The 25,396-nt window shown below is 66.5% G+C and carries 22 protein-coding genes; 9 read left to right on the forward strand and 13 right to left on the reverse strand.

Annotation, left to right across the window (positions count from 1 at the left end):
* The first annotated feature begins 50 nt into the window (after nt 1-50).
* The gene (locus G3446_RS02565) at nt 51-1,895 is read left to right on the forward strand and encodes an AMP-dependent synthetase/ligase (RefSeq protein WP_164450838.1); all 1,845 of its coding nucleotides are present in this window, start codon (nt 51-53) and stop codon (nt 1,893-1,895) included.
* A gap of 88 nt (nt 1,896-1,983) precedes the next feature.
* On the opposite strand, the gene G3446_RS27920 is transcribed toward G3446_RS02565, so the two are convergent.
* From G3446_RS27920 to G3446_RS02620, 11 genes are all read right to left on the reverse strand, one after another.
* Nucleotides 1,984-2,355, reverse strand: a complete 372-nt coding sequence (locus tag G3446_RS27920) for a hypothetical protein (RefSeq protein ID WP_245232259.1) — start codon at nt 2,353-2,355, stop codon at nt 1,984-1,986.
* Between the two features lie 580 nt (nt 2,356-2,935).
* Nucleotides 2,936-3,322, reverse strand: coding sequence for a type II toxin-antitoxin system VapC family toxin (locus G3446_RS02575; protein ID WP_164450839.1), 387 nt, complete (start codon nt 3,320-3,322; stop codon nt 2,936-2,938).
* Nucleotides 3,319-3,555, reverse strand: coding sequence for a type II toxin-antitoxin system Phd/YefM family antitoxin (locus tag G3446_RS02580; RefSeq protein ID WP_164450923.1), 237 nt, complete (start codon nt 3,553-3,555; stop codon nt 3,319-3,321). The genes G3446_RS02575 and G3446_RS02580 overlap by 4 nt, the downstream gene beginning before the upstream one ends.
* A gap of 394 nt (nt 3,556-3,949) precedes the next feature.
* A complete protein-coding gene (locus G3446_RS02585; RefSeq protein ID WP_164450840.1) occupies nt 3,950-4,204 on the reverse strand; it encodes a GlsB/YeaQ/YmgE family stress response membrane protein in 255 nt (84 codons plus the stop codon).
* A 242-nt stretch (nt 4,205-4,446) separates the two neighbouring features.
* Complete coding sequence (locus G3446_RS02590) at nt 4,447-4,701, reverse strand: acyl carrier protein (protein WP_209262231.1); 255 nt, start codon at nt 4,699-4,701, stop codon at nt 4,447-4,449.
* Nucleotides 4,698-5,831, reverse strand: a complete 1,134-nt coding sequence (locus G3446_RS02595; protein WP_164450841.1) for a dihydrolipoamide acetyltransferase family protein — start codon at nt 5,829-5,831, stop codon at nt 4,698-4,700. The genes G3446_RS02590 and G3446_RS02595 overlap by 4 nt, the downstream gene beginning before the upstream one ends.
* Nucleotides 5,828-6,817, reverse strand: a complete 990-nt coding sequence (locus G3446_RS02600; protein ID WP_209262232.1) for an alpha-ketoacid dehydrogenase subunit beta — start codon at nt 6,815-6,817, stop codon at nt 5,828-5,830. Before G3446_RS02600 ends, G3446_RS02595 begins: the two co-directional genes overlap by 4 nt.
* Nucleotides 6,814-7,818 (reverse strand): pyruvate dehydrogenase (acetyl-transferring) E1 component subunit alpha, encoded by a 1,005-nt coding sequence (gene pdhA, locus G3446_RS02605; RefSeq protein WP_164450842.1) that lies wholly within the window; start codon nt 7,816-7,818, stop codon nt 6,814-6,816. The genes G3446_RS02600 and pdhA overlap by 4 nt, the downstream gene beginning before the upstream one ends.
* A complete protein-coding gene (gene acsA, locus G3446_RS02610) occupies nt 7,815-9,593 on the reverse strand; it encodes an acetate--CoA ligase (protein WP_164450843.1) in 1,779 nt (592 codons plus the stop codon). The genes pdhA and acsA overlap by 4 nt, the downstream gene beginning before the upstream one ends.
* Before the next feature lie 167 nt (nt 9,594-9,760).
* The gene (locus G3446_RS02615; protein WP_164450844.1) at nt 9,761-10,027 is read right to left on the reverse strand and encodes a hypothetical protein; all 267 of its coding nucleotides are present in this window, start codon (nt 10,025-10,027) and stop codon (nt 9,761-9,763) included.
* A gap of 40 nt (nt 10,028-10,067) precedes the next feature.
* A complete protein-coding gene (locus G3446_RS02620) occupies nt 10,068-10,502 on the reverse strand; it encodes a host attachment protein (protein WP_164450845.1) in 435 nt (144 codons plus the stop codon).
* Nucleotides 10,503-11,529: 1,027 nt separating this feature from the next.
* On the opposite strand from G3446_RS02620, the gene G3446_RS02625 reads away from it, so the two are divergent.
* The 6 genes from G3446_RS02625 to G3446_RS02650 all read left to right on the forward strand — a co-directional run bounded on the left by G3446_RS02625 (nt 11,530) and on the right by G3446_RS02650 (nt 21,165).
* On the forward strand, nt 11,530-16,230 hold the full coding sequence (locus tag G3446_RS02625) for a PAS domain S-box protein (protein WP_164450846.1): 4,701 nt from the start codon (nt 11,530-11,532) through the stop codon (nt 16,228-16,230).
* Between the two features lie 16 nt (nt 16,231-16,246).
* The gene (locus G3446_RS02630) at nt 16,247-17,284 is read left to right on the forward strand and encodes a response regulator (protein ID WP_164450847.1); all 1,038 of its coding nucleotides are present in this window, start codon (nt 16,247-16,249) and stop codon (nt 17,282-17,284) included.
* Nucleotides 17,285-17,393: 109 nt separating this feature from the next.
* Nucleotides 17,394-18,911 (forward strand): AbgT family transporter, encoded by a 1,518-nt coding sequence (locus G3446_RS02635; protein WP_164450848.1) that lies wholly within the window; start codon nt 17,394-17,396, stop codon nt 18,909-18,911.
* A gap of 13 nt (nt 18,912-18,924) precedes the next feature.
* A complete protein-coding gene (gene dinB, locus G3446_RS02640; RefSeq protein ID WP_245232260.1) occupies nt 18,925-20,115 on the forward strand; it encodes a DNA polymerase IV in 1,191 nt (396 codons plus the stop codon).
* A gap of 129 nt (nt 20,116-20,244) precedes the next feature.
* Nucleotides 20,245-20,646: a cupin domain-containing protein gene (locus tag G3446_RS02645; protein ID WP_164450849.1), complete on the forward strand. Its 402-nt coding sequence runs from the start codon at nt 20,245-20,247 to the stop codon at nt 20,644-20,646.
* A 93-nt stretch (nt 20,647-20,739) separates the two neighbouring features.
* The gene (locus G3446_RS02650; RefSeq protein ID WP_245232261.1) at nt 20,740-21,165 is read left to right on the forward strand and encodes a hypothetical protein; all 426 of its coding nucleotides are present in this window, start codon (nt 20,740-20,742) and stop codon (nt 21,163-21,165) included.
* Between the two features lie 374 nt (nt 21,166-21,539).
* Here G3446_RS02650 and G3446_RS02655 read toward each other — a convergent pair whose 3' ends face one another.
* Both G3446_RS02655 and G3446_RS02660 read right to left on the reverse strand, forming a co-directional pair.
* Nucleotides 21,540-22,922 carry an MBL fold metallo-hydrolase RNA specificity domain-containing protein gene (locus tag G3446_RS02655; protein ID WP_164450850.1) on the reverse strand — a complete coding sequence of 461 codons (1,383 nt, stop codon included), beginning with the start codon at nt 22,920-22,922 and terminating at the stop codon, nt 21,540-21,542.
* Nucleotides 22,919-23,902 carry an LOG family protein gene (locus G3446_RS02660; RefSeq protein ID WP_164450851.1) on the reverse strand — a complete coding sequence of 328 codons (984 nt, stop codon included), beginning with the start codon at nt 23,900-23,902 and terminating at the stop codon, nt 22,919-22,921. Before G3446_RS02660 ends, G3446_RS02655 begins: the two co-directional genes overlap by 4 nt.
* Before the next feature lie 203 nt (nt 23,903-24,105).
* On the opposite strand from G3446_RS02660, the gene pgsA reads away from it, so the two are divergent.
* Together pgsA and G3446_RS02670 are read left to right on the forward strand one after the other, a co-directional pair.
* Nucleotides 24,106-24,681: a CDP-diacylglycerol--glycerol-3-phosphate 3-phosphatidyltransferase gene (gene pgsA / locus G3446_RS02665; RefSeq protein WP_164450852.1), complete on the forward strand. Its 576-nt coding sequence runs from the start codon at nt 24,106-24,108 to the stop codon at nt 24,679-24,681.
* A gap of 225 nt (nt 24,682-24,906) precedes the next feature.
* A complete protein-coding gene (locus tag G3446_RS02670; RefSeq protein WP_164450853.1) occupies nt 24,907-25,386 on the forward strand; it encodes an Hsp20 family protein in 480 nt (159 codons plus the stop codon).
* The last annotated feature ends 10 nt before the right edge of the window (nt 25,387-25,396 follow it).

The raw sequence follows: 25,396 nt of genomic DNA on the forward strand, positions 1-25,396 counted from the left end.
TCTCCGCCCGCGAGATGACTCAGCGCCCTGACCTCTTGGGAGGGGCCAAGATGAAGACGCAGCCAGAGCGCAAGCCTGACCTGATCCAGGTCGCGACGGCCGGAACCCTGCCTGGGCTCTTTCGCGAGCGGGTCGCCCGCACCCCGGAACTCACCGCCTACCGACAGCTCGACGAGCCAAGCGGCCAGTGGCGAAGCCTCACCTGGCGCCAGATGGCGGAGCGTGTCGGCCGTTGGCAGCGGGCGCTCGCTGGCCTGGGCTTGGCGCCCGGCGCGCGCGTCGCGGCTCAGCTGCGCAACTGTATCGACTGGGTATGCTACGAGCAGGCGGCCTTAGCGCTTGGGCTGGTCGTGGTTCCGCTCTATCCGAACGACAGCCCTGGAAATGCCGCCTACATCCTGGGCGATTCCGGCAGCCTGGTGCTCTTGGTCGGGACCCTGAATCAGTGGCGGGCCCTGTCGTCCTGGCGATCGACCTTCCCCGAGCTGCGGCAAGTCGTTTGCCTCGAAGACGCCAGCGGCAAAGACGCAGGCTTCGAAGCCCCGCCAGCCTTCGTCTGTGCCGCGGATTGGCTGGACCGAGAGGGTCCTGTGCCTGCCGGCCATGACGCGGATCCGAATGACCTCGCGACCCTGGTCTACACCTCGGGTACGACCGGCCGCCCCAAGGGCGTGATGCTGTCCCACCGCAATATCCTCTGGAATGCCGCGTCGCAGCTCGAGACGGTGCGGACCTACCACGATGACACCCTGCTCTCCTTCCTGCCGCTGTCCCATGCCTTCGAGCGCACCGTCGGCTACTACTTTCCGATGATGGCCGGCAGCAGCGTCGCCTATGCGCGCTCGCTGCAGACCCTGGCCGACGACCTCATGACCATCCGGCCGACGGCCCTGATCTCGGTGCCGCGCGTCTACGAGAAGGCCTATGCGCGCATCCAGGCCAAGCTCGCCCAAGAGGGGCCGATCGCAAGGGCGCTCTTCCGCACGGCCGTCGACATCGGTTGGCGCCGTTTTCTCGCCCAGCAGGGGCGGGGCGATCCCATCGGATTCTCGGACCGGATGCTGTGGCGACTCTTGAGGCCTCTGGTCGCCGACAAGGTCCTCGCCCGGGTGGGCGGACGCCTGCGGATCGCGATCAGCGGTGCCGCGCCGCTCTCCGAGCCAGTCGCACGCTGCTTCGTTGGGCTCGGGCTCACCCTATTGGAGGGCTATGGTCTGACCGAGGCTGCCCCGACCATCGCCGGCAACCGTATCGAGGACAATGTGCCGGGCTCGGCGGGTCTCCCCATCCCAGGCGCCGAGGTGCGCCTCGGGGCCAGCGGCGAGCTGCTGGCGCGCACCCCTGGCGTGATGCTGGGATACTGGGGGCGGCCGGAGGATACCGCGCGGGCCATCGACGCGGACGGCTGGCTGCATACCGGAGATGTCGCCGAGATCAGGCAAGGACGGATCTACATCCGCGGGCGCATCAAGGACATTCTGGTGATGTCGTCCGGGGAGAAGATCGCCGCCGGCGACCTGGAGCAGACCATCTCAGCCGATCCGCTCTTCGAGCAGGCCTTGGTGGTGGGCGAGGGCAAGCCCTTCGTGACCGCGCTCCTGGTGCTGGAGCCTGAGGCGTGGAAGGCCTTTGCGCAGCTGCTGTCACTCGACCCCCGGCAGCCGCGATCGCTCCAGACGCAGGTCGCGAAGCGGGCTGTCATCAGGCGACTTGCGGAGCTGCTGCGCGACTTCCCGGCCCATGCCCAGATCCGCCGGGTCCAGTTGCTGTCGACGCCCTGGACCATCGACGATGGCCTGCTGACGCCGACCATGAAGGTGAAGCGGGAGGAGGTGCTGCGGCGGTACAAGACCGAGATCGACGCGCTCTATGCGGGGCACACCATTGTCTTGTGAGGCAGGGTGCCTTCTGGCTATGGCAGGCTGTACCAGGCGACAGGGCGACAGTGTCAGGTCTTGCCTTTTGCCTCTTCCGGCGACAGTGTCAGGTCTTTGCCTCTTCGGCTGCGCGAACGATCCGGCTGATCCGCGCGTAATGCAGACCAAAATGATCCCCGATGTCTTTCAGGGTGCACCCGCCGCTGGCGTAGGCTGCAATGGCTTGGTCTCGATCGGGGTAGAGGCTGACGTACTCGACCAGCGGCTTGGCGGGTGGGTGACGCGGCGCGAGGGGGGCTTCGCTTAAATCCCGGTCCTTCGGGACTCGCTGGCTGAGCTCGCCAACAAAGGCGTCGGATCCAAGAAAGACCTGCTGCTTCAACTGCCCCCAGGGGCCGGGCTGGCCGATGCCCTTGGCGACGAAGCGCCGATAGCGGTCCAGGGCAGCCGCTTCAGTCGAGCCGAAGGCCGATAACAACCAATCCCGATGCAGCCAATTCGGACAGGCTGCATCACCCCGTCGTCACCGAGTAGCTGCTCCATGGCCAAACCAGGGGTCGGTCGAGCATCCGTACCCGTACAGTGTCGAGGACGATGTAACGTGCCAACGCCTTCAGGTAGGTCTCTTTCTGGACGATGATCGCTGTGCGAGGAACATTCGGCGGTCCCCGTCACCCCGATAGATTTCCTCGCGCGCTTGACCGCGCGAGATGGTGTCGTACAGAGCCCCGGGAATTTCAAGCCTGAGAGGGCGAGCTATTGGCAAAGCTTGGCTCGGAACAGGCAAAAGGCAAGACTTGACACCTGGCGTTTGGGCGTTTGCGCGGGAGCCGGACTGAGGGCCAGTGCGAAAGTGCTGGAGGTACCACCGGACCCTACCGTCGGCGCGTCAGTCCTCGACCCTACCGATGAGGCAGGGCTGGTATCCCGTGCCTATGATTCGGCTGTTGAGGCACCGCCAAACGAAAGGGACGGAAACAGAGAGGCCGGGTCTACGGGTACGGGATGCCTGCTCTCTACTCTACCCCCACGGATGGACATCTGACGGATGATGCGGATCACCACAGCGTCTTGGTGCCGAAGTCCGCGAATGCGGGATCACGCGTCACCAGTGGGAGCCCTTCTAGGGCGCTTTGCGCCGCGAGCATTCGGTCGAAGGGATCGCGATGTGCGCTCTGATAGCTCCCCGCCTTGAGTGCGTGCAGATAGCTGACGGCCAGATGCTCGAAGCCGTCTGCGGTGACCAATTCGGCGAAGCGCGCGACAGCTCCGCCCGCCTCGCCGAGCTTGCCCAGACGATGCTTGGTGGCGATCTCCCAGGCGCTGGCCGCGCTGACCAGCACGCCGTTGGCCTCGTCGCCGATCGCCGCCCGCGCGGCGGCGGATAGGCGTGGGTCATCGGTGACCCACCAGAGAAAGGCGTGCGTGTCGAGCAGAACCCTCATGCGCCCTCTTCCCAGGCCGCCAGCTCCTCGTCGGGAAGCGGCTCGAAGAAGGCGTCGCTCAAGCGACCCGGTAAACGGCCAGGGCGGCGCTGACCGGAGGTCGGCGCCAGCGGCATCAGCCGCGCATAGGGCTTGCCGGCCTTGGCCAGGATGATCTCTTGACCGGCATGGGCCTGCTCCAGCAGGCGGGAGAAATGCGTCTTGGCCTCATGGACATTCACGGTCAGGCTCATCATCACCACTCCAACCTGGTTAAGTCGATGGACTAAGTCTAGGTGGTTGACCCATGGAGGGCAATCGGCGCTGGGGGCCGGTGTCACGTGGGGGCCGGTGGGGGGCCGGTGTCAGGTCTTGCGTTTCGCCTCTGCGACTGTGCGAAGGATACGGCTGATCCGCGCGTCATGCGGGCCGAAATGGTTCCCGATGTCTGTCTCGCTTCCATGCTCCGCGTGGAAGTGTGCTCTGGACGCTCTGCGTCCCGGATTACGAGGCTGGTGCCTTTGGGGGATGGCGCGACGACGCCGAGCGTCGCTGACTGCATGCCCACGCGGAGCGTGGGAATGAGCTGGGAGGCAGGCGCGCGGCGTACTTCTGCTCCGCGCGCCGCCGAGTCGGACCTGGATGCCGTCAAGCGGCTTTTTTGACGAGACCGATCACGAGCAGCAGCAACGCAGCACCCACGGTGGCGGTGATGATGGAGCCGATCAGCCCGGAGGCGGCAATGCCCAGAAATCCGAAGGCGAAGCCACCAATGACGGCGCCGATGATGCCGACGACGATATTGCCGAGCAGGCCGAAGCCGCCGCCGCGCATCAGGAGTCCGGCGAGCCAGCCGGCGACGGCCCCGATGAAGAGAAAGATGGCGAGACTGGTGAGATCCATGGTGAAGTCCTCAGTGTTGTATCAAGCGTCGTCGAGAAGGGGCGCCGCCGCCCCTCGTGAATCGTCGCGATCCGATGCCGCGGTGATCAGCTGTGAGCGCTGGTCCACTGGTCCACTCGCTTCTCCGCCTCCTCCTTGGCGATCCCGCACTGCTCCTGAATCTCTCCAACCCTGCCGAGGTGGTGGCATGCTCGGATATGCTCGGCGAGGGGAATGGCGCCTCGCCGACGAACCTGAATCGCTCATCCACGCCCCAAATAGTCCGCGGCCTTCCCGATGGTGCTCAGCTTCGGGTAGTCCAGCTCTGGGATGTCGATGCCGAAGCGGTTGTGGAGCGCGGTGATCCAGTTCAGGAAGTCCATCGAGTCGAGGTCGAATTCGTCGCGCAGGTCGGCGTCTTCGGGGATGTCTTCTCCCGCCAGGTCCGGGGCGACATTCGTCAGCTCCTCCAGCACAGCGGCTGCAACCGCTTCCCGAGTCATCTCTTGAATGCTCATAGTGTCTCTGGCTCCTGCAGGCGCGCGGCCAGCTTGGCGAGAAAGAGGCCGCCGCGGTGGCCGTCACTGTGTCTGTGATCGGCGGCGAGGGTTGCGGTGACCAGGGTGCGGGGCGTGATCTCGCCCTCGACGACCCGGGGCCGGAGCTCAGGCGTGCCGAAGCCGACGATGGCGACCTGCGGCGGGTAGATGACGCCATAGAGTCGGTCGACGCCGCGCTCGCCGAGGCTGGAGACGGTCACCGTCGGGTCGGACAGCTCGGAGGCGCGCAGCCCGCCGCGGCGCACCCGTGCGACCAGGTCGCGCAGCTTGTCCATCAGCGGCCCGAGCTCCAACTGGTCCGCATCGTGGATGGCGGGCGCCACCAGTCCGCCGCCGCGGATGGCCGTGGCGCTGCCGACGTGGATCGCCTTGGATGGCTCGAATTGGCCGTCGCGGTCGAAGCCGTTCAGCTCGGGGAATTTGCGCAGTGTCAGGGCGACCGCCTTGATGAAGAGCGCAGCCATGAGGATGCGCCGATCCGGCGGCAGCTCGGCGTTGTGCGCGCCGAGCCACTGGGTCGCCCTGGTCAGATCGATGTCATGGCTGAGGTAGTAGTGCGGGATCTCGCGCTTGGAACGGCTCATCGCGGCCGCGATGGCCTGGCGCATGGCGGCCATGCCGAGACCTGTTCCCTTGGAGTCTGGCGGCAGGGGCGCCTTCGGGGCCTGAGCTTGGACAGCCCGCTGCACGTCCTCCAACCTGATCGCGCCCTCGGGTCCGCTGCCCCGCAGCCTCTCTAGGCCGATCCCCCGCGCTTCAGCCAGACGCCGGGCCGCCGGTGAGGCGCGTCGTCGTCCCGAGGGTGCAGGGGGCTCGACCGGCGGGGACGGCGCCTGCTCGATCCCGTCGCCGATGCCTTCCAGCTCGGCCATGGCCGCGCCGACCGGCACCGTCTCGCCGACCTCGATCAGCGGCTTGCCCATCACGGCGTCGTGGAAGACCTCGATCTCGATGGCGCCCTTTTGGGTCTCGACCACGGCGATGACATCGTCCTTCGCCAGCCGCTCCCCGGGCTGCTTGCACCATTCGATCAGGGTGGCGGACTCCATGTCGGAGCCCAGCGAGGGCATGCGGTAGAGGTCGCTCATCGGTTGAGCACCGCCTTGGCCGCGTCGACGATGGCTGACACCTGCGGCAGTGCGGCGTCCTCGAGGTGCTTGGGATAGGGGATGGGTACCTCGGCGGTGCAGAGGCGGCCGACCGGGGCATCCAGATCCCAGAACGCCTGCTCCATGATGCGGGCGCTGACCTCGGCGGCGAGGCTGCCCGAGCGCCATTCCTCGGAAATGATGACAGCGCGATGGGTCTTGGCGACCGAGGTCATGAGGGTCGCATCGTCGAGCGGGCGCAGGCAGCGCAGATCGATCACCTCGGCCGAGATGTCCTCCGCCGCCAACTGCCCGGCGGCCTCCAGCGTCTTGAACAGACAGCCGCCATAGGTGACCAGGCTGAGGTCTGTCCCCTCAAGGCGCACCGCGGCGCCCTCAATGGGCACAGGTCCGGCATCGGCGGCGAGCTGGCCCGTGCGGTTATAGAGCATGACGTGCTCGAAGATGACGACCGGGTCCGGATCCTCCAGCGCGGTCCAGAGCATGCCACGCGCGTCCTCCAGGGTCGCCGGGGCCAGGACCTTGATGCCGGGGATGTGCGCGTACCAGCCCTCCAGGCTGTGCGAGTGCTGGGCGGCGAGCTGCTTGCCCGCGCCGCAGGCCATGCGGATCACCAGCGGGATATTGAACTGGCCACCCGACATATGCCGCAGGGTCGCGGCGTTGTTGACGATCTGGTCCAGCGCCAGGAGGCTGAAGTTGACCGTCATGATCTCCACGATGGGCCGCATCCCGCCCATGGCGGCGCCGATGCCGGCCCCGGTGAAGCCGCACTCGGACAGCGGGGTGTCGCGGATGCGCTCCGGGCCGAATTCGTCATAGAGCCCCTTGCTCACGGCGTAGCAGCCGCCGTAGCGGCCGACGTCCTCGCCCATGAGGAAGACGCGCGCGTCGCGCTTGAGGGCATCGCGGATGCCCTCGCGGAGGGCCTCGCGGTAGCTGGTCTGGATCATCTCGGCGCTCATGCCGGCTGCTCCGTATGGACGTCGCGGAGCAGGTCCTCGACCGGCTCCCAGGTGCCCGATTCGGCGAAGGCGACGGCCGCCGCCAGCTCGTCCTCGACCTCGGATTCGATGCGCTCGGCCTCGGCCGCGTCCAGCATGTGCGTCTCTTCCAGCCAGTGGCGGAAGCGCAGCAGCGGCCCCTTCCGCTTCCAGGCCTCCACCTCCGCCTTGTCGCGGTAGAGCTGGGCGTCGAACATGGAATGGGCGCGGAAGCGGTAGGTGCGGCACTCCAGGAACTGAGGCCCCTCGCCGGCGCGGATGGCAGCGACCGCCTGCCGCGTCGTGGCCTCGATGGCGATGACGTCCATGCCGTCGAGCGAGACGGCTGGCACCTTGTAGGAGGCGGCCTTGTGGAAGATCTCGGTCTCGGACTCGGAGCGCTCCAAGGCCGTGCCCATGGCGTAGAGGTTGTTCTCGCAGATGAAGAGCACCGGCAGGCGCCAGAGCGCGGCCAGGTTCAGGCTCTCGTGGAAGGCGCCCTCGGCGACCGCGCCCTCGCCGAAGAAGCAGCTGGTCACGCGCGCGCGGCCTTGCATCTTGTCGGCGAGCGCCAGCCCTACCGCCAACGGCAGACCGCCGCCGACGATGGCATTGCCGCCGTAGAGGCGTGTCGCGGCATCGAAGACGTGCATGGAGCCGCCGCGCCCACGGCTGACGCCCTCCTGCTTGCCGTACATCTCGGCCATGAGGGTCTTCATGTCGATGCCGCGGGCCAGCGCGTGCCCATGCTCGCGGTAGGTCGCGACCACCGCATCCTCAGGCGCGAGACACTGCATGACGCCCACGGCGATGGCCTCCTCGCCGACATAGAGGTGCAGGAAGCCGCGGATTTTCTCCTGGGTGTAGAGCTCGGCGCAGCGCTCCTCGAAGCGGCGGATGCGCAGCATCTCGCGCAGCAGGTGAAGGGCATGGTCCCGGTTCAGGTGGAGCTTGCCGCCGGCAGAGGTGTGGGTATCGCTCATCGCTCGTCACTCTCCAGGGTCGAGATGTCGCCCTCGGGCAGCCCCAGCTCGCGCGCCCTTAGCAGGCGGCGCATGATCTTGCCGCTGCGCGTCTTCGGCAGGTTGGCGCGGAAGTCGATCTCGCGCGGCGCCACGGCTGGACCCAGACGCTTGCGGGCATGGCCGAGCAGCGATCTGCGCAGGGCCTCGTCCGGGGTGAAGCCGGGCTTCAGGGCGACCAGCGCCTTGACGATCTCGCCGGCGGTGGGCTCGGGGATGCCGATGGCGGCGGCCTCGGCGACCGCCTCGTGCTCCATCAAGGCGCTCTCGACCTCGAAGGGGCCGATCAGGTGGCCGGCGGACTTGATCATGTCGTCGGCGCGGCCCAGGAACCAGAAATAACCGTCGGCGTCGCGCTCGGCCAGGTCGCCGCTCAGGTACCAGCCGTCGACGAAGCACTTCCGGTAGCGCTCGGGCTCGTTCAGATAGCCGCGGAACATCGAGGGCCAGCCCGGACGCAGGGCGAGCTGGCCGGGGATGTTGGGGGACTCGATGGGGCTGACCGTTTCGGTCTTTGGGTCGACCTGGACAACGGCCGCTTCGATGCCGGGCAGGGGGCGGCCCATGGAGCCCGGCTTGATGGGCTGACTGCGGTAGTTGGCGATCATGATGCCGCCCGTCTCCGTCTGCCACCAGTTGTCGTGGAAGGGCAGGCCGATGACGTCCTGTCCCCAGACCACGCCCTCGGGATTGAGCGGCTCGCCGACGCTCGCCAAGAATCTCAGGTGCGAGAGGTCGTAGTCCGCGAAGATGCCGCGTTCCTCGGCGCTTGCGAGCTTCATCAGCATGCGGATGGCGGTCGGGGCTGTGTACCAGACATTGACCTGCTGATCCTGCAGGATGCCGAGCCAACGCTCTGGATCCAGCTCGGCCTCGTCGACGATCATGGTCGCGCCGATCACGAGGGGCGCGATCATCCCGTAGCTGGTGCCGGTCACCCAGCCGGGGTCGGCGGTGCACCAGTAGATGTCGTCCGGATGCAGGTCGAGCGCGTAGTGGCCGGTCAGCCGGTGGACGACGACGGCCTCGTGGACATGGATGGCGCCCTTGGGCAGACCTGTGGTGCCGCTGGTGAAGTGCAGCAGCGCCATCTCCTCGGGCTGGGTCTCGACCAGGCCGCCGCTGTCGCGACAATCGGCCAATGCCTCGGCGAAGGAGAGGGTGCCTTCGGGGAGATCGCTGGCGTTGGCGTCGGTCAGCAGGACATGCGTGAGCCCCGGCAGCCGATCGCGCCAAGGCGCGACTTTGCGGCGGTAGTAGGACACCGTCGTCACCAGCACCCGGGCGTCGCCGATCGTCATGCGCGCCTTGATCGGCTCGGGTCCGAAGGCCGAGAATAGCGGCGAGAAGACCCGCCCCGCCTTGAGCGTTCCCAGCGCGGCGACATAGAGCTCGGGGACGCGCCCGAGCAGGCTGAAGACCCGCTCGCCAGGGGCGACGCCGAGGCGCTCCAGCAGATGGGCGAAGTTGCTGGTCAGGGCGGCCAGCTCGCGATAGCGGATGTCCCGCTGGGTCAGGTCCTTGCCGAGCCAGCGGATGGCGACCTTATCGGCGAGGCCGTCGTCCAGGTGGCGGTCGACCGCCTCGAAGGCGATGTTCAGCCCGCCGCCCGGCAGCCCCGTCAAGGCGGCGCGTGCACGCTGCCAGGAGAAGCCCGCGTCGGCCGTTTCGTAGTCGTCGAGATTCGGTGCCGGCCAGTCTGGCCGTGCCGTCTTGTGGACCGTCTGCCAGGTCATTCTTGCCCCCCGCCATCGGGCCATCGATGTGCTTGTCCTCTAGAATTTAGGCTAGGTCACGCGGCCCGGGGTGTCTATGGAGTCAGGCGCGCCCCGACTGCTCCATAACAATGGGCTGCCAATCTCATCCGGAATCGACGAAGAGAGACAAGGCAGGGGGAGGCAGGTCAATGCGTCGGACGGTCGCGTCGCCCGGCGAGAGAGGGCAAGCAGTCGCTCAGCCAGGACAGGCGCGGATCGCCCTGCTCGGGGCCGCAGATCTGAGCTGCGCGCTTCAGGCTGAGCGCAAAGTCCGTGTGGCCCGCCGAGTCCAGCTCGAGCTGGTGACGCAAGTTGCCCTCTCGGTCGAGGCTCTCAGGATCGATCTCGGGCCCGAAGCCGGTCAGAGCATCCATGGCCAGCCGCCGCAGCTCTTCTTCGCTCAGGCTGGTCATGGTGATGCCTTCCTCGGAAGCGGCTATCGGATCCTGCTGCCTAGAGCAGAGGCGCCACTTGCGCGCGTACCCTTAGCGCGTCTTCGCGCGTAAGGTCCTTGGTCAGCGCGGCCTCGACGCTCCGGCCGAGCGCGCCGCTCATCTGTTTGCGGAGCAGGCCGAGAAAGTGTGGCGGGGCCACGAGACACAGCCGGTCGAAGCGCTGTTTCTGCAGATCGGTCTCCAGCGTACCCATGACGCGCTTGGCGAAGCGCACCGCCAGCTGCTCCTTCGGACCCGTCGCCGTGCGCATCGGATGGCGGTTCGAGCCAATCTTGTCGAATGCGCGTCCTGGCTTGTCGCTGATGAGGTCTCTGCCGTGGAGTCGCTCATCCGGGTTGACCAGGTCGCGGATCTCCTTCACGGGGCCATGCTTGCGGGACATCTCGAGCACGCGGGCACGTGCCGCATTGGCCACCAAGATCCTCGTCTTCATAAGGCACCACCTGCGATTTCAGTGAATCGCTTTATGGGACGGCTTGCGTCTGACATATCTTCGGGCGTCGATCATCGACTGGCCCGACCTTCGGCTGTGGGTGGACAAGCGCAGCTCAGTCCACCAGCGCCGGCGCGGGATTCGGTGGACTGCGCTCTCGCGGTCCACCCTACAGGCCCCACTGACGATCAAGGCCTTTCTTCGACGTCGGCGAATTGCCGTTTCTGACGAACGTCTTGTCTCCATTGAAATTATAGGTTCGTGGTAGGGGAGCTGCTGTGATCCTCTGGAGGTGCGCGACTCAGGGTTTGGGTAGCCGTTCATGCGGCATTGGTCTTGCCGGACATGCACTTGCGCTGAGTCGTTTGCGTGGCGAGCCGCCTCATCGCCGCTTATCGGTAAAATTGGCGCCGGAGCCAGGAGCCGAGCTAGGGTCTATTGTCGGTGTTTGTTGGCGGTGGTGACTGGGAGTGGATGACTGCAAGGACTGTCGGCGCCGAGTCCGTCCGGGTCGTCGTCTACACTGCTTCGAGGGAATCCGGCTTCACAGGGAGCGAGGGATGGATTCCGCTTGGCGCGACCCTGAGCGCCGCTCTGGCGGACTGACCCTTGGAAGCTGGGGCCTCGCTCATCGATTGGCCCGGACTCCCCTTGTGAGACGGGCAAGGGCAGCGCAGTCCACCAACGCCGGCGCGGGATTCGGTGGACTTCGCTCTCGAGACTGTGAAGAAATTCTGCGTAGGTTGGGCTGAGGTACGAAGCCCAACATGGCGGCTAGCCTAACGCTTCGATTGTTGGGCCTCCTGCGTCGGCCCAACCTACACCAATCTGCGATCTTCGCGGTGCGCTTGGATTACTCTCACAGTCTCTCTTGCTCGTCCACCCTGCCGGTCCAGCTGACGATCAAGGCCGAATCGGGCGCCTCCGGAGCCATAGCGACTGGAGCCATAGCGACTGGAGCCATAGCGATCGGAGCTATTCAGTAGCGCGCTGACGCTCGTTCTTCGCGGAGGATCTTTTCGCAGATATGAAGCCCAATGAACAGCTGGCGGCGGCCTTGATGCCGCTTCGCGGCGGGCGCCTGCTCGTCCCATTGCTGGCTGTGCTGCTGCTCGTGCCGCTGAGCTTCTTCAGTCTCCCGCTCTTCCATCTGCTAGCGGAGCTGATTCCGATCGTTATCGCGACCAGCGCCTTCACCATCGCCTGGAATACGCATCCGTTCTCGCGGGACAACTTCCTGCTGTTTCTCGCCACCGGCCTCTTTTGTCTGGGGCTGCTCGAGCTGGTTCACGCGCTGGTCTACAAGGGGATGTATCTCTACCCGGGGGCGGGCGGTGCAAATCTGCCCACGCAGTTTCGGCTCGGCGCCCGCTATCTCCAAGCCCTGCTTTTTCTCGTCGCCCCGCTGACGCTGGGCCTCCCCATCAGGCGATTGCCGCTGCTGCTGGCAATGAGCACCTGCGGCCTATTGGTGTTTCTGTGGATCCTGAGCGGTCGCTTTCCCGACGCCTTCGTCGAAGGGCAGGGTCTGACGCCCTTCAAGATCTATAGCGAGTACGTCATCGTGGCGCTGCTCGGCCTCGCCCTGCTGCATCTCCATGTGCGCCGCGCGGAGCTGAGGCCGGACGTGGCCGGGCCGATTCAAGTCGCCATCGCCCTGACCATGATGTCGGAGCTGGCCTTCACCTCCTCCCTGAGCGTCTACGACCACTCCGAGGTTATCGGCCTTCTACTCAAGGTTCTCGCCTTTTGGCTCATGTACGGCGCCCTGGTGGAATCTGCGATTCGCACCAATGCTGAGAGCGAGGAGCGCTTCCGCTCGGCCTTCGATCAGCAGTTCCAATTCATGGCCATCCTCACGCCCGAGGGGCGCGTCATCGATATCAACGACCTGGTGCTGCGGGTTCAGGGGTGCGCGCGCGAGGACTATGTCGGTCGCTACTTTTGGGACTCGCCAGCCTGGCGAGACTTACCTGAGTGGCGGCGGATCTGGCCGCAGCGCCTCGCCGAGGCGGCCGAGACCGAAGGCACCCTGCGAACCCAAGACGTCTACCAGATGCGCGATGGCCAGGTGCGCATGGCGGACGCGACGACCACGGCAATCCGCGACGCGAAAGGTGCCGTGCGCTGGTACGTGATCCAGGCCACGGACACCACGGAGCGACGTCACGCCGAGGCGGCGCTGCGTGAGAGCGAGGAGCGTCTGAGGCTCTTCATCGACCACGCCCCCGCCGCGCTTGCCATGTTCGACCGCGAGATGCGCTACGTGGCCGTCAGCCATCGCTGGCGCGAGGACTTCGGTCTCGGCGACCAGGATCTCATCGGCCGTTCTCACTACGAGATCTTCCCTGAGATCCCCAAGCGGTGGCGGGAGGCACATCGGCGCGGCTTGGCGGGCGAGACCCTGCGTGCAGAGGAGGACTGGTTCGAGCGGGTCGACGGCCGCATGCAATGGCAGCGCTGGGAGGTCCGCCCATGGTATGCGGCGGACGGAGAGGTCGGGGGTATCGTCACCTTCGCCGAGGAGATCACCGCCCGCAAAGAGGCCGAGATCGCGCTGCGCGAGAGCCAGCGGCGGTTCCAGGACATCGTGGACGCCTCCGCGGACTGGGTTTGGGAAGTCGATGCCCATGGCCGCTACACCTATGTGTCCGAGGGGGTGCATGACGTCCTCGGCTACACCCCAGAGGAAGTGCTAGGTCGCACGCCCTTCGATCTGATGCCTCCGAAAGAGGCCGAGCGGGTGGCGGCTCGCTTTGGCACCATCATCGCCCTGCGCAAGCCCTTCAGGGACCTCGAGAACATCAATCGGCACAAGGACGGTCGTCTCATCCACATCCATACCACGGGCATGCCCATGTTTGGCTTCGATGGCCAGTTATTGGGCTATCGGGGCCTGGACCGAGACGTGACGGAGAAGCGTTTGGCGGAGATCGCCCTGCAGGAAAGCCGAGAGCAGCTTCGCACGCTCGTGAGCAGCATTCCCGATCTGGTGTGGATGAAGGATCTTCAGGGCGCTTACCTGACTTGCAATGCACGCTTCGAGGCCTTCTTCGGCGCGACTGAGTCGGAGATCGTCGGTAAGACGGATGATGACTTCGTCGACCGCGATCAAGCCGATCTCTTCCGGGCCAATGACTTGGCGGCCATCGCGGCGGGCGGCCCTCACGTCGACGAGCGGGAGATCACCTTCAAGCGCGATGGCCACAAGGAGCTGGTGGAGATCATCAAGACGCCTGTGTACGACGCAGCCGGGACGGTCATCGGCGTGCTCGGCATCGGGCGCGACATGACGCGGGCCAGACAGGCCGAGACGGAGCTGGAGCGCTACCGTCATCACCTCGAAGAAGTGGTCGCTGAGCGCACCGCGGCGCTCAGGAAGGCCCGTGCCGAGGCCGAGCGTCTGGCGCAGGCGAAGGGCGAGTTCCTGGCCAATACGAGCCATGAGATCCGTACCCCGATGAACGCCGTGCTGGGCCTGGCCTATCTCCTGGAGCGCCAGCCGCTTCCGGCGCAGGCGCAGGATCTGGCGCGCAAGATCACGCGGTCCAGTCGCAGCTTGCTCGGCATCATCAATGACGTCCTGGATTTCTCCAAGATCGAGTCCGGGCGCCTGGACATCGAGCGCGTCCCTTTTCGGCTCGGTGAGGTGCTCGACAATCTAGCCACCATCATGCGCACCAGCGCGGCGGGCAAGTCGCTCGACCTGGCGATTCGACCGCCCGAGGGTCTGGAGGCGGTCTTGCTGGGAGATCCCCTCAGACTCAGTCAGATCCTCATCAACCTCACGAGCAACGCCATCAAGTTCACGCCCGCGGGCATGGTCGAGGTGCGGGTCGACCAGACGCGCCAGACGTCCTCCCAGGTGCAGCTGCGTTTCACGGTCCGCGACACTGGGGTCGGTATCGATCCGCGGACCCAGGCCCGCTTGTTCGAGCCATTCACCCAAGCGGACGCCTCCACGACACGCCGCTACGGCGGGTCGGGCCTGGGTCTGGTCATCTCCCGGCGGCTGGCGGAGCTGATGGGAGGACGCTTGGGGCTGGAGAGCAGCCCCGGCAAGGGCAGCACCTTCTGGGTCGAGCTGACCTTCGACCTCGCGAAGCCCATGACCGCCGAGCTGCTCCAAGCACCCAAGATGAGCGTCTTGATCGCGGACGACAATCTCGTGGCTCGGGAGGCCGCGGTCGCCACGGTAGAGGCCCTGGGCTGGTCGGCCTGGCCGGTCGCGTCTGGTGACGAGGCCTTGCACACCGTGCTGCGGGAAGATGCCTTGCAAGGGGGCAACGCCGTTGTGCTGCTCGATTGGCAGATGGCCGAGCTGGACGGGCTCGAGACCGCAAGGCTGATTCGAGACGCCCTACCTGTATCCTCGGTGCCTCTGATCTTTCTCTTCACCGCGCATCCGCTCGAAGAGGTCGAAAAACTGGGCAGCGTCGCGGCGCTCGATGGGATATTGGCCAAGCCGCTGGCACCTTCGCCGCTCTATGATGCCGTGGTGGCCGCATGCAGAGGTCGGCTGGAGGAGCCGGCGGCGGATCGATCCGCCGCCGACGCGCGCCATCTCAGCGGCATCCGACTCTTGGTCGTCGATGACAGCGAGATCAATCGCGAAGTGGCCGAGCTCATCTTTGCCGGGGAGGGCGCCGAGGTCCATCTGGCGAAGGACGGACGCGAGGCGGTCGATTGGCTCGTCAGCCATCCGCATGGCGCGGACGTCGTCCTCATGGACGTGCATATGCCGGTCATGGACGGCCATGCGGCAGCCCGCCTGATCCGGGAGCTTCCCGGGATCGCCCGGATTCCCATCGTGGCCTTGACCGCGGACGCCGTGGGCGAGCAAGAGGAGATCGCCTTGGCCTCGGGGATGGACGCCTTCCTCGCCAAGCCCTTCGATGTGCCTGAGGCGGTCGCCTCGATCCAAGGGCTCGCTGCGCCACAAGGCGGTGCTCGCGGCGATGGCCCCGAGGATGCTGGCAAAGAGACCGAAACGGAGACCGCAAACGAGGGGCCTCGCCCCGAGGCGGTGTCGGAGGCGGCGCTGGCAAGGGCATCGGCGTTCGAGACGACGGCGGGCGCTGCGGCGAGCAGTTCCGCGGTGGGTCGCCCGGCCGAGGGCAAGCTGCCGGGGCTGGCGATCGAGCAGGGATTGGCGATCTGGCGAGATTTCGACGCCTATCGGCGCTCGCTACGCCGTTTCGTCGAGCTCAATGGCGATGTCGGGCGCGCGATCGCCGCGGCCGAGCCCGCGGCCGCGCAACAGCTGGCGCACAAGCTCAAGGGCACTGCGGGCAATCTCGGGCTCGATGAAGTTTCCAGCCGCGCCGCCGACTTGGACCGAGCCCTTCGCTCGGGCGCTCGCGAGCATTCGGAGGTCGAGCGGCTGGTGGCCGCACTTCAGGCCGCGCTCGCGACCGCCTTCGACTCCGTTGCCCGTTTCGCGCCGGCAGTCGATACGTCGCTGTCCGCGTCCGCACAAGCCGCGCCAAGACCTGTCTCGACTGCCCAGACGGCCGAGCAGGCTGCACCCCTGCTGCGGCGGGCGCTCCTCGCCTTCGAGGCGTTCGATCCCGTTGCGGCCATCGCGCCTTTGGAGGACCTGACCAGCTACCTTTCGGCAGAGGAGGTTGCATCGGCGCTTCAAGCGGCCGAGGATTTCGATTCATCCGCCGGAGCCGCGGCCGTGCATGCGCTAGCGGCCGAGCTCCAAGTCGAGCTACAGGATTGACGCTGAAGGGGCCGCCATGTCCTCAGATCCCTTGCTCATCGTTGACGACGACCCGCAGAACCTGGCGCTGATGCGCCAGATCCTCGCCGCGCATCACCGTCTCGTCTTCGCCCGCAGCGGCACGGAGGCGCTCGCCGCAGCCACCAAGTGCTGGCCCGCGCTCATCCTGCTGGATATTCAGATGCCGGACATGGATGGCTATGCGGTTTGCCGCGCCTTGAAGGCCGACCCGCAAACGGCGGCGATCCCGGTGATCTTCGTCACCGCGCTCTCCGAGGTCGGTGACGAGGCCGCGGGCTTCGCGGCCGGGGCCGTCGACTACATCGTCAAGCCGCTGTCGGCGCCGATCGTGCAGGCGCGGGTCGAGACACATCTGTCGCTCGTCCAAACCTCCCGGCTTGAGCAGAGCTACCGCGATGCGCTCGCCATGCTCGGCACGGCCGGCCACTTCAACGACACGGATACCGGCATGCACATCTGGAGAATGGGCGCCTACGCGCGCGAGGTGGCCCGCTCGATCGGGTGGAATCCCGCGGCTTGCGACGAGCTCTATTACGCCGCGCCGATGCACGACATGGGAAAGATCGGGATCCCCGGAGAGATCCTGCGCAAGCCGGGCAAGCTCGACGCCCGAGAGTGGACGGTCATGAAGGAGCATGCCCGGATCGGGCACGGGATCCTTTCCAAGAGCGATGCCCCAGTGTTCAAACTGGCCGCCGAGATCGCCCTGCACCATCACGAGAAATGGGATGGCAGCGGCTATCCGGATGGTCTCCTGGGCACGGCGATCCCGGAATGCGCGCGTATCGTCGCCATCGCCGACGTCTTCGATGCCCTCACCATGAAGCGTCCCTACAAGGAGGCTTGGTCGGTGGAGCGCGCGCTCGCGACCATGCGCGAGAGCAGCGGCAGCCATTTCGAGCCGCGCCTGCTCGAGTGCTTCTGCGAGATCCTGCCGCAGATCCTGATCGTCAAGGCGGATTGGGATGAGCGTGAGGCCGCGGGAGACAGCTCCGACGGGTCTGTGCTCGCGCAGCTCGCATCGACGATCTAGCCAGCCTTGGGAAGACTCAGGCCAGCCGCTTGAAGAGCCGTTGACGAGAGGGGCTAGATGGATATCGCAATGCTGACGGGCCTTTGCCGAAGGTCCTTGGGGCGGCCTCATGACTGAGCGCTCGGGCTGGCTCGACCGACTGGAAGCGGCGGGCAACCGTTTCCCGGATCCTGCGACGCTCTTTCTTGCCGGCACGGGCGCGCTGATGCTGATCTCCCAGCTCGCCGTCTGGCTGGGCTGGCAGGTCGAGCGCCTGGTGCAGCGCGACGGGCAGCCGGTCGTCGAGACCATCACGCCGGTGAGCCTGCTCGACAGTGACGGGATCTGGTGGCTGCTGTCGACCCTGGTCGACAACTTCGTCGGCTTCCCGCCGCTGGGCCTGGTGCTGGTCGGTCTGCTCGGCATCGGCGTGGCCGAGCGCTCGGGCCTGCTGCCGGTCGTCTTGCGGCGCTTGCTGGAGGCCTCGCCGGCCAAGCTCCTGGTCCCCGCGACCGTGCTCGTCGGCGTGCTCTCCTCGCTGGCGCTGGATGCCGGCTATGTGGTGCTGCCGCCGCTCGCCGCGGCACTCTTCCTGGCGGCCGGCCGCTCGCCGCTTGCGGGGATTGCGGCGGTGACGGCCGGCGTAACCTGCGGCTTTTCGGCCAATCTCTTTATCACAGGTCTGGACCCATTGCTCGCAGGCCTTTCCACGGCGGGTGCGGCGCTCATGGATCCCGGCTATCGCGTTGCCATCAGCGCCAACTGGCTCTTCATGGCGGTCTCCACGCTGGTGCTGACCGCCGTGGGCACGGCGGTGACCCTCTGGCTGGTCGAGCCCCGGCTGGCGCGGCCGCGGCCTGGCTTCGAGTCCTTGCCGGCCGCGGCGGAGCATGGCGCCGAAGACCGGGGGCTGCGCTTCGCCGGGCTGACCCTGCTGGCCCTGGGTATGGTCGTGCTGCTGGCGGTCCTGGTGCCGGGTGCGCCGCTGGCCGGGCTGGGCGAGCACTTCCCGCGCTGGATGGAGGCGCTGGTTCCGCTGCTGCTGGTGGTGTTCCTGAGCCTTGGCCTCGCCTACGGGATGGGTGCCGGCACCATCCGCAACGACCGCGACTCGGTCGCCATGATGGGCGAGACGATGCGCACCATGGGACCCTACATCGTGCTGGCCTTCTTTGCGGCCCAGTTCATCGCCTGCTTCAGCCATTCCCGCCTCGGGGAGATGCTCGCGATCGCGGGGGGCGGCTGGCTGGCGTCCCTGGCGCTGCCGGCGACAGGCCTGGTGCTGGCCTTCATCGCGCTGGTGATGGTCGCCAACCTCATCATGGGCTCGGCCTCGGCCAAGTACGCCTTCTTCGCGCCCGTCTTCGTGCCCATGTTCATGCAGGCGGGCATCAGCCCGGAGCTGACCCAGGCCGCCTATCGGGTCGGCGACTCCGTCACCAACGGCATTACCCCCTTCAATCCCTACCTGGTCATCATCTTGGCCTTCATCCAGCGTTATCGGCCGGACGCTGGCATTGGGACGCTGGTCGCGCTCATGCTGCCCTATACGCTCGTCTTCGCCCCGGTGTGGGCCCTGCTGCTCGGCGTCTGGGTGATGGCCGGCTGGCCGCTCGGGCCGGGCGGCCCGCTTTCCTACGCACCCTGACCGGTCTCGGGTCATGTCCGCGCGTCTCGTCATGCATGTGGACCTCGACGCCTTCTACGCGGCCGTCGAGCAGCGCGACCGTCCGGAGTGGCGCGGTCTGCCGCTCGTCGTCGGCGCCGAGCCGGGCAAGCGCGGGGTGGTGGCCACCTGCTCCTACGAGGCACGCGCCTTCGGCGTGCATTCGGCCATGCCCATGGCCGAGGCGGTCCGTCGGCTGCCGCCCGAGACGGTCTACGTCCGCCCGGCCATGGAGCACTATATGCGCGTCTCCCGGCAGATCCTGACGGTGCTCGATGGCATCTCGCCCGTGGTCGAGAAGGTGTCCATCGACGAGGCCTTCGTCGACATCTCCGGGCTGGAGCGGCTCATGGGGCCGCCGGAGGTCATCGGACGGACGGTGAAGGCGCGTATTCGGGAGGCCGTCGGTCTCAGGGCTTCGGTGGGGATCGGCCCCAATCGGCTGATCGCGAAGCTGGCCTCGGATGCCCAAAAGCCGGATGGACTCACCGTGGTTGCCGCCGATCAGGTCGGGTCGTTCCTAGACCCCATGCCGCTCGGCGTGCTGCGCGGGGTCGGGGCGAAGACTGCGCCCAAGCTGGCGCGGCTGGGGCTGCAGACCGTCGGAGACGTGCGTCGGTTGCCGCTGGAGGAGCTTCGGCGTCACCTGGGGGCTCGCGCGGGCACCCAGGTCCATCTGCAGGCGCGCGGGATCGCCGATGACCATGTCGACCCCAGGCGGACGCGCAAGTCGATCTCCAAGGAGACGACCTTTGCCGCAGACGTCACCCATGGCTGGGTGCTCGAGGACAGCCTGCGCTGGGCGGCTCAGGAGGTTGGCTATTGGGCGCGGCACGAGGGGCGAAAGGGGCGGGTCGTGACCCTGAAGATCCGATTTCGTCCCTTCGAGACGCACACCAGGTCACAGACGCTGAAGGCGCCGACGGCAAGCGACGTCGAGATCTTCGACGCCGCTTGGACGCTCTTCCGCTTCGAGCCCTGGGCTGGCAGGCCAGTACGTCTCATCGGCCTGGGGATCAGCGGCTGGGACGGGGCCGATGCCGGGCGACAGCTGGACCTCTTCGAGACCGCTGCGCCTGAGCCGCCGCGGGAGCGCGAGCGCCTGGACACGACGCTGGATGCCATTCGCGACAAGTTTGGCGCGGGCAGGATTCAGCGCGGGCTGCCGCGTCGCTCCCCAAGCTGACCGGCGAGGTGGCGGGTGCGCGTCGAGGTTCTTTGTGAAAATGTTTCTCAGTTGCATGCGGTGCGGGTGCTTGGTATTGTCGAAGCAAGCCTGATGGTCTTCAACTGACTGTTTTTCTGGGGTTTGTACATGCAAGAAGCGGATTGGAAGGTCTTTCAGCTCGACGAGCTGCTCGCCAAGGTCGAGCGCGATGGCGTCTCCTTCAAGGAGCTCCTGCACACGCCATCGCTCTCTTGCTCCATCTATCATCTCCCCGTCGGCTCCAAGGACATGGCGGGCGCCCATGAAGAGGACGAGCTCTATCTGGTGGTGGAGGGCCGCGGGCGCTTGCGCATCGGTGAGACGGAGCATCCCGTCGCCCAGGGCACGCTGATGTACGTCCATGCCGCATGCGACCATGCCTTCTTCGACATCGAAGAAGACCTGACGGTGCTGGCCTTCTTCGGTGCGCCCGTGCTCGAGCTTGGGCAGCGTCGCCGGCGCGCGCGCCATGGGGCCGGGTCGGGGGCTTTGGAGACCTCGGAGCATTGAGACGGCTCGTCGCCTCAGGCTGGGGTGCGGCCAACCGCATCGGGCGGCTCTTGCTAGGCTGGGCGCCAGCCCAAGAGGCAGAGGCCTGTCTGAGTGGACGCACTCGGCCTTCAGAATCTCATCCACCGCGTCACCCTGGACCCTGTTCGCGTCCAGATCGACCTCGCAGAGCTGTCTCCCCGCATGAGCACAGAAGATCCCAACAAAGACGACCTCATCCGCCTGCTGGTGAATAGCTGGGTGGCGCTGCGTGCCGGTACGCTCGATCCGGAGCAGCGGTCGGTACTGGACCGTGAGCGCCCGACATGGGAGTGCGAGGCCGCGACCCTGATTGCCGAGGGCATCCTGGGCTATGTCACCGTCGAGATGGTCGAGCCGGATCTCGCCTACAACAGGGACGAGGACGCCGACGCCCCGCTCGACCCGGAGGAGCTGGCAGCCCGGCTTGGCGCGCACATGCTGGACTTCGTCGATTATCGCGACGATCTCGCGCGCGTCAGTGGCGCAAAGCCACATTGACGCTGAAACCTAAGGGGAGCAGTTGAGCCGCAAAGGACACAAAGCGCGCAAAGGATCTCAACACCTTGTCTGCGAAGCCATGCTCACCCAGAGGGTGAAGCGATGCAGCAATGCAAGCCTCTGTCTTTATTCGTGTCCTTCGGGCCTTTGCGGTTCCAATTGCCGAATCTAGGCTCACCCATCGGGTGAGCTCGGGCGGGCACGCAGTGTCGGCCAAATGATTGATCGGCAAAAGCTGGTCGCTGGAGGCAGGACGCTGGCAGCTCTTTTTAGGTCATACGCTCTCCTCTGTGCAGGCGTCGATCTACCGCCGCGCTCTTTCGAGAGACCCGCCAGGGCCTAGCAAGCGAGCCTCCTCGACTCGGAGCCGTGGCTCATAGCGCCAGGCGCTGACCCTGCCTCGGCATCACCACCTCCGTCCCTTCCAATCGCTCGGCGAAGGCGCGCATGGCCTTCTCCTCGCCGTGCACCAGGATGGTCCGCTCGGGCTTGATCGCCTGCTGCCATGCCAAGAGCTCGTCACGGTCGGCATGGGCCGAGAACCCGTTGATCGTCTGCAGATGGGCCTGAACGGGGATGTCGTCGCCGAAGAGGCGCACGCGCTCGGCGCCGTCGATGAGGATGCGCGCCAGGGTGCCGGGTGCCGCGAAGCCGACGAAGATGATGGCCGAGTCGCGCCGCCAGAGGTTGTGGCGCAGGTGGTGGCGGACGCGCCCGCCCGTGCACATGCCGGAGCCGGCCATGATGACGGCGCCGCCGGCGAGCTGATTGAGTGCCATGGACTCGCTGCTCTCGCGCGTGAAGCGCAGGCTGGGCAGCGCGAAGGGATCTGTGCCCTGGTCGAAGAGGGCGCGGGCCTCGGCGTCATAGCACTCGGGGTGGCGGCGGAAGATCTCGGTCGCCGAGATGGCCATGGGCGAGTCGAGAAAGACCGGCAGGCGCTTCGGCAATAGGCCTTGCTCGGTGCCTTCGCGCAGGTAGTAGAGCACCTCCTGCGCGCGCTCCAGGGCGAAGGTGGGGATGATGGCGTTGCCGCCGCGCGCCAGGGCCGCGTTGATGGCGTCGTAGAGCTCCTGAATCGAGGGCTCGAGGGCCTTGTGGAGCCTGTCTCCATAGGTTGTCTCCATCACCAGGGTCTCGGCATGCGGCGGTGTGTGCGGGTCGCGCAGGATGGGGCGGTCCTTGTTGCCGAGGTCGCCGGAGAAGACGATCGCCTTGGACTTGCCGCTATCCCGGTATTCCAGCCGGATGCTGGCAGAGCCCAGGATATGGCCGGCGTCGTAGAAGGTTGCGCTGACGCCGTCGGCGAGCTGGATGGGCTCGCCGTAGTGCGCCTTGCGCCCGAAGAGATCCATGGCGTTGAGGGCGTCGAGCGTGTTGTAGAGCGGCTCTGGCGCGGGCCGTCCGCGGCGGTAGGCCCTGCGCGCGTGGCGTTTGGCCTCTTCTTCCTGCAGATGGGCGGAGTCGAGCAGGACGACCCGGGCGAGCTCATGCGTTGCGGCGGTCGCGATGATCTCGCCGCTGAATCCGCGCTGGGCTAGGAGTGGGATGCGTCCGCAATGGTCGAGGTGCGCGTGGGTCAGGAGGAGGATGTCGATCTGGCGTGGATCGAAGCCGAAGTCCGCCGCGTTGTCCTCGTCGATCTCGCGGCCACCCTGGAAGAGGCCGCAGTCGACCAAGATGCGCAAGCCGCCGGCCTCCACGAGATGGCAGGATCCGGTCACGTTGCGGTCTGCGCCATGAAAAGAGATCTTCATCGGGCTTCCCCCTGGGTCCAAGGTGTCTCCTCACTCTCGAAGAGCTTGCCGCCGTTGCTGTGGTGCCAGGTCTTGATGTCGGACCAGGCCTCGGCGGCGGTCTCCGCATACCAGAACAGTTGGGCATCCTCGGGGTCGATGCTGCCGACTTCCATCAGATAGTCGGCGTCGAAGACATTGCGCCAGTAGGCCTCGCCGATCAGCACCACGGGCATGGGCGGGACCTTGCGGGTCTGCATCAGCGTCAGCGCCCCGAACAGCTCGTCGAGCGTGCCGAAGCCGCCGGGCAGGGCGACGATGGCGGCGGCGCGCTTCATGAAGTGCAGCTTGCGCAGCGCGAAGTAGTGGAACTGGAAACAGAGGCCGGGCGTGACATAGGGGTTGGGATACTGCTCGCGGGGCAGGGTGATATTGAGGCCGGCCGTCTGGGCGCCGACCTCGTAGGCCCCGCGATTGGCGGCCTCCATACCGCCTGGGCCGCCGCCGGTCATCACGATGAGGCTGGAATCTTTCGGTCCGCCGCCGGCCATGCCGACCAGCCGGCCGAGCTCGCGGCCGACGTCGTAATACCTGGCCAGCTCCATGCGCCGCTCGGCCAGTCTGAGCTGACGGGCCAGTGCGGGGTCGTCGGGCGCCTGCGCGGCGGCATGTCTCGCGTTGGCCAGCTCGCGCCGCGCGGTCTCGGGCTCGCGCAGCCGCGTGCTGCCGAAGACGACGATGCTGTGGCGAGCCTGGTGCTCCACCAAGCCTTGCTCTGCCTTGAGGTAATCGAGCTGGAGGCGCACGCCGCGCGTTGCTTCCCTGTGGAGGAAGTCGACGTCGTGATCCGGCTCCCGATAGGCCGGGTGCCCCGTGATGGCCGCAATGCGGGCGGCGGCATCGACCTCTTCCTCGGTCGGCTTGGGATGCTCCCACGGCAGCGGCTGCTGGCGCTGCGTTGGATGCGCGGGCTTCGGTGGGGTGCCGCGATGGTCTGTCATGGGTGAGTGTCGCTCTCGCTGCCGGTTGGCGTCTGTCCATTCCGCCCTCGATGGAGCAGGGGCGGACCCCTACCGCAACTCTAGCTGGGCTTGGCCGCTGCCGCTTGCCCGACCCGGGGTGTCAATGTGTCGGTATCATGGCGAGCCTGGTTTTGCGCCGCCCCAGGTGCTGGGGTACTTCCTTCTTGATGGAGGCTCCCGCGATGACCGCGCTGCCCAATCTCCTGACCGCCTCGCGACTCTTCCTTATTCTGCCCATCATGGCGCTGCTCGCCCTGGGCGGCACCACCTCGGCCTGGTGGGCCCTTGGCTTGTTCTTGGCGGCCTCAGTGACGGATTTCTTCGATGGCTGGCTGGCCCGCCGGCTCGACTGTGCCACCACTCTGGGCGTCTTCCTCGATCCCCTGGCGGACAAGGTCTTCGCCAATGTCCTGCTGGTCTATCTGGCCTGCGAGCGTCCCGACTGGGTGCCGCTCTGGATCGTTCTGGTGCTGCTGGCGCGCGAGTTTGCGGTGCAGGGCTTTCGCAGCCTGGCGCCCTGCGTCGGGGTGGTGATCAGCACCGGGCAGCTCAACAAGCTCAAGCTGGTCTTTCAGCTCATCGCCGCCGGAACGGCCATCGGCGGACTGGCCTGGCCGGCGGCCGAGCCGCTTCTCAAGCCCGCGACTTGGCTGGCCCTGGGGCTGGCCTTGGTGGCAGGTGTCTGGTCCATGATCACAGTGTTTCGGGATAACGCCGATCTTTGGCAGCGGTCGCCGATCGCGATGGAGGAGCGCTGAGCCGCCTGACTGGGTGTGGGCAAAGTGCCTTCTGACCCGTCGCCTCGCAGGCTTGACTCGCTTTCTGTGGCCCTTCTGAAAAATTCCGTTAGCACTCCCCTTGACAGAGTGCTAATCGGCCGCTACTTTACATAACGCAAGCGGTCGCCCGCCTGGGGGCCGTAACGCTGGCGGTTCGAATGAACGCCAATCCTTTGTTCATATTGCTCATTTGGAGGATATGTCATGACAACTCTCGACTTCTCACCGCTGTTCCGCTCCATGATCGGCTTCGATCGGTTGGCCAATTCACTGGAGAACGCTTATCGGAGCGAGCCGGGCGGCTATCCGCCCTACAATGTCGAGCTGCAGGACGAGAATCGCTACCGCATCACCATCGCCGTCGCGGGCTTCACCGAAGACGAGCTGGATATCGAGGCGAAGGAGAGCCTGCTGACCGTCTCCGGACAGCGCCGCAGCGCCGAGGCAGAGGGTAACTTCCTGTATCGCGGTATCGCCAATCGCAGCTTCGAGCGTAAGTTCCAGCTGGCAGACTATGTGAAGGTGGTCGAGGCCAAGCTGGAGAATGGGCTGCTTCACGTCGACCTGGTGCGCGAAGTGCCTGAAGCCATGAAGCCGCGCCGCATCGAGATCCGCGGTGCTGGCCAGGGCCAGGCGATCGAGCACGAGACCGCGAAGGCCGAGCAGGCGAAGGAAGCCGCCTAAGGCCGAGCGC

This window comes from Thiorhodococcus minor (assembly GCF_010820565.1).
GTDB classification, from domain to species: Bacteria; Pseudomonadota; Gammaproteobacteria; order Chromatiales; family Chromatiaceae; genus Thiorhodococcus; species Thiorhodococcus minor.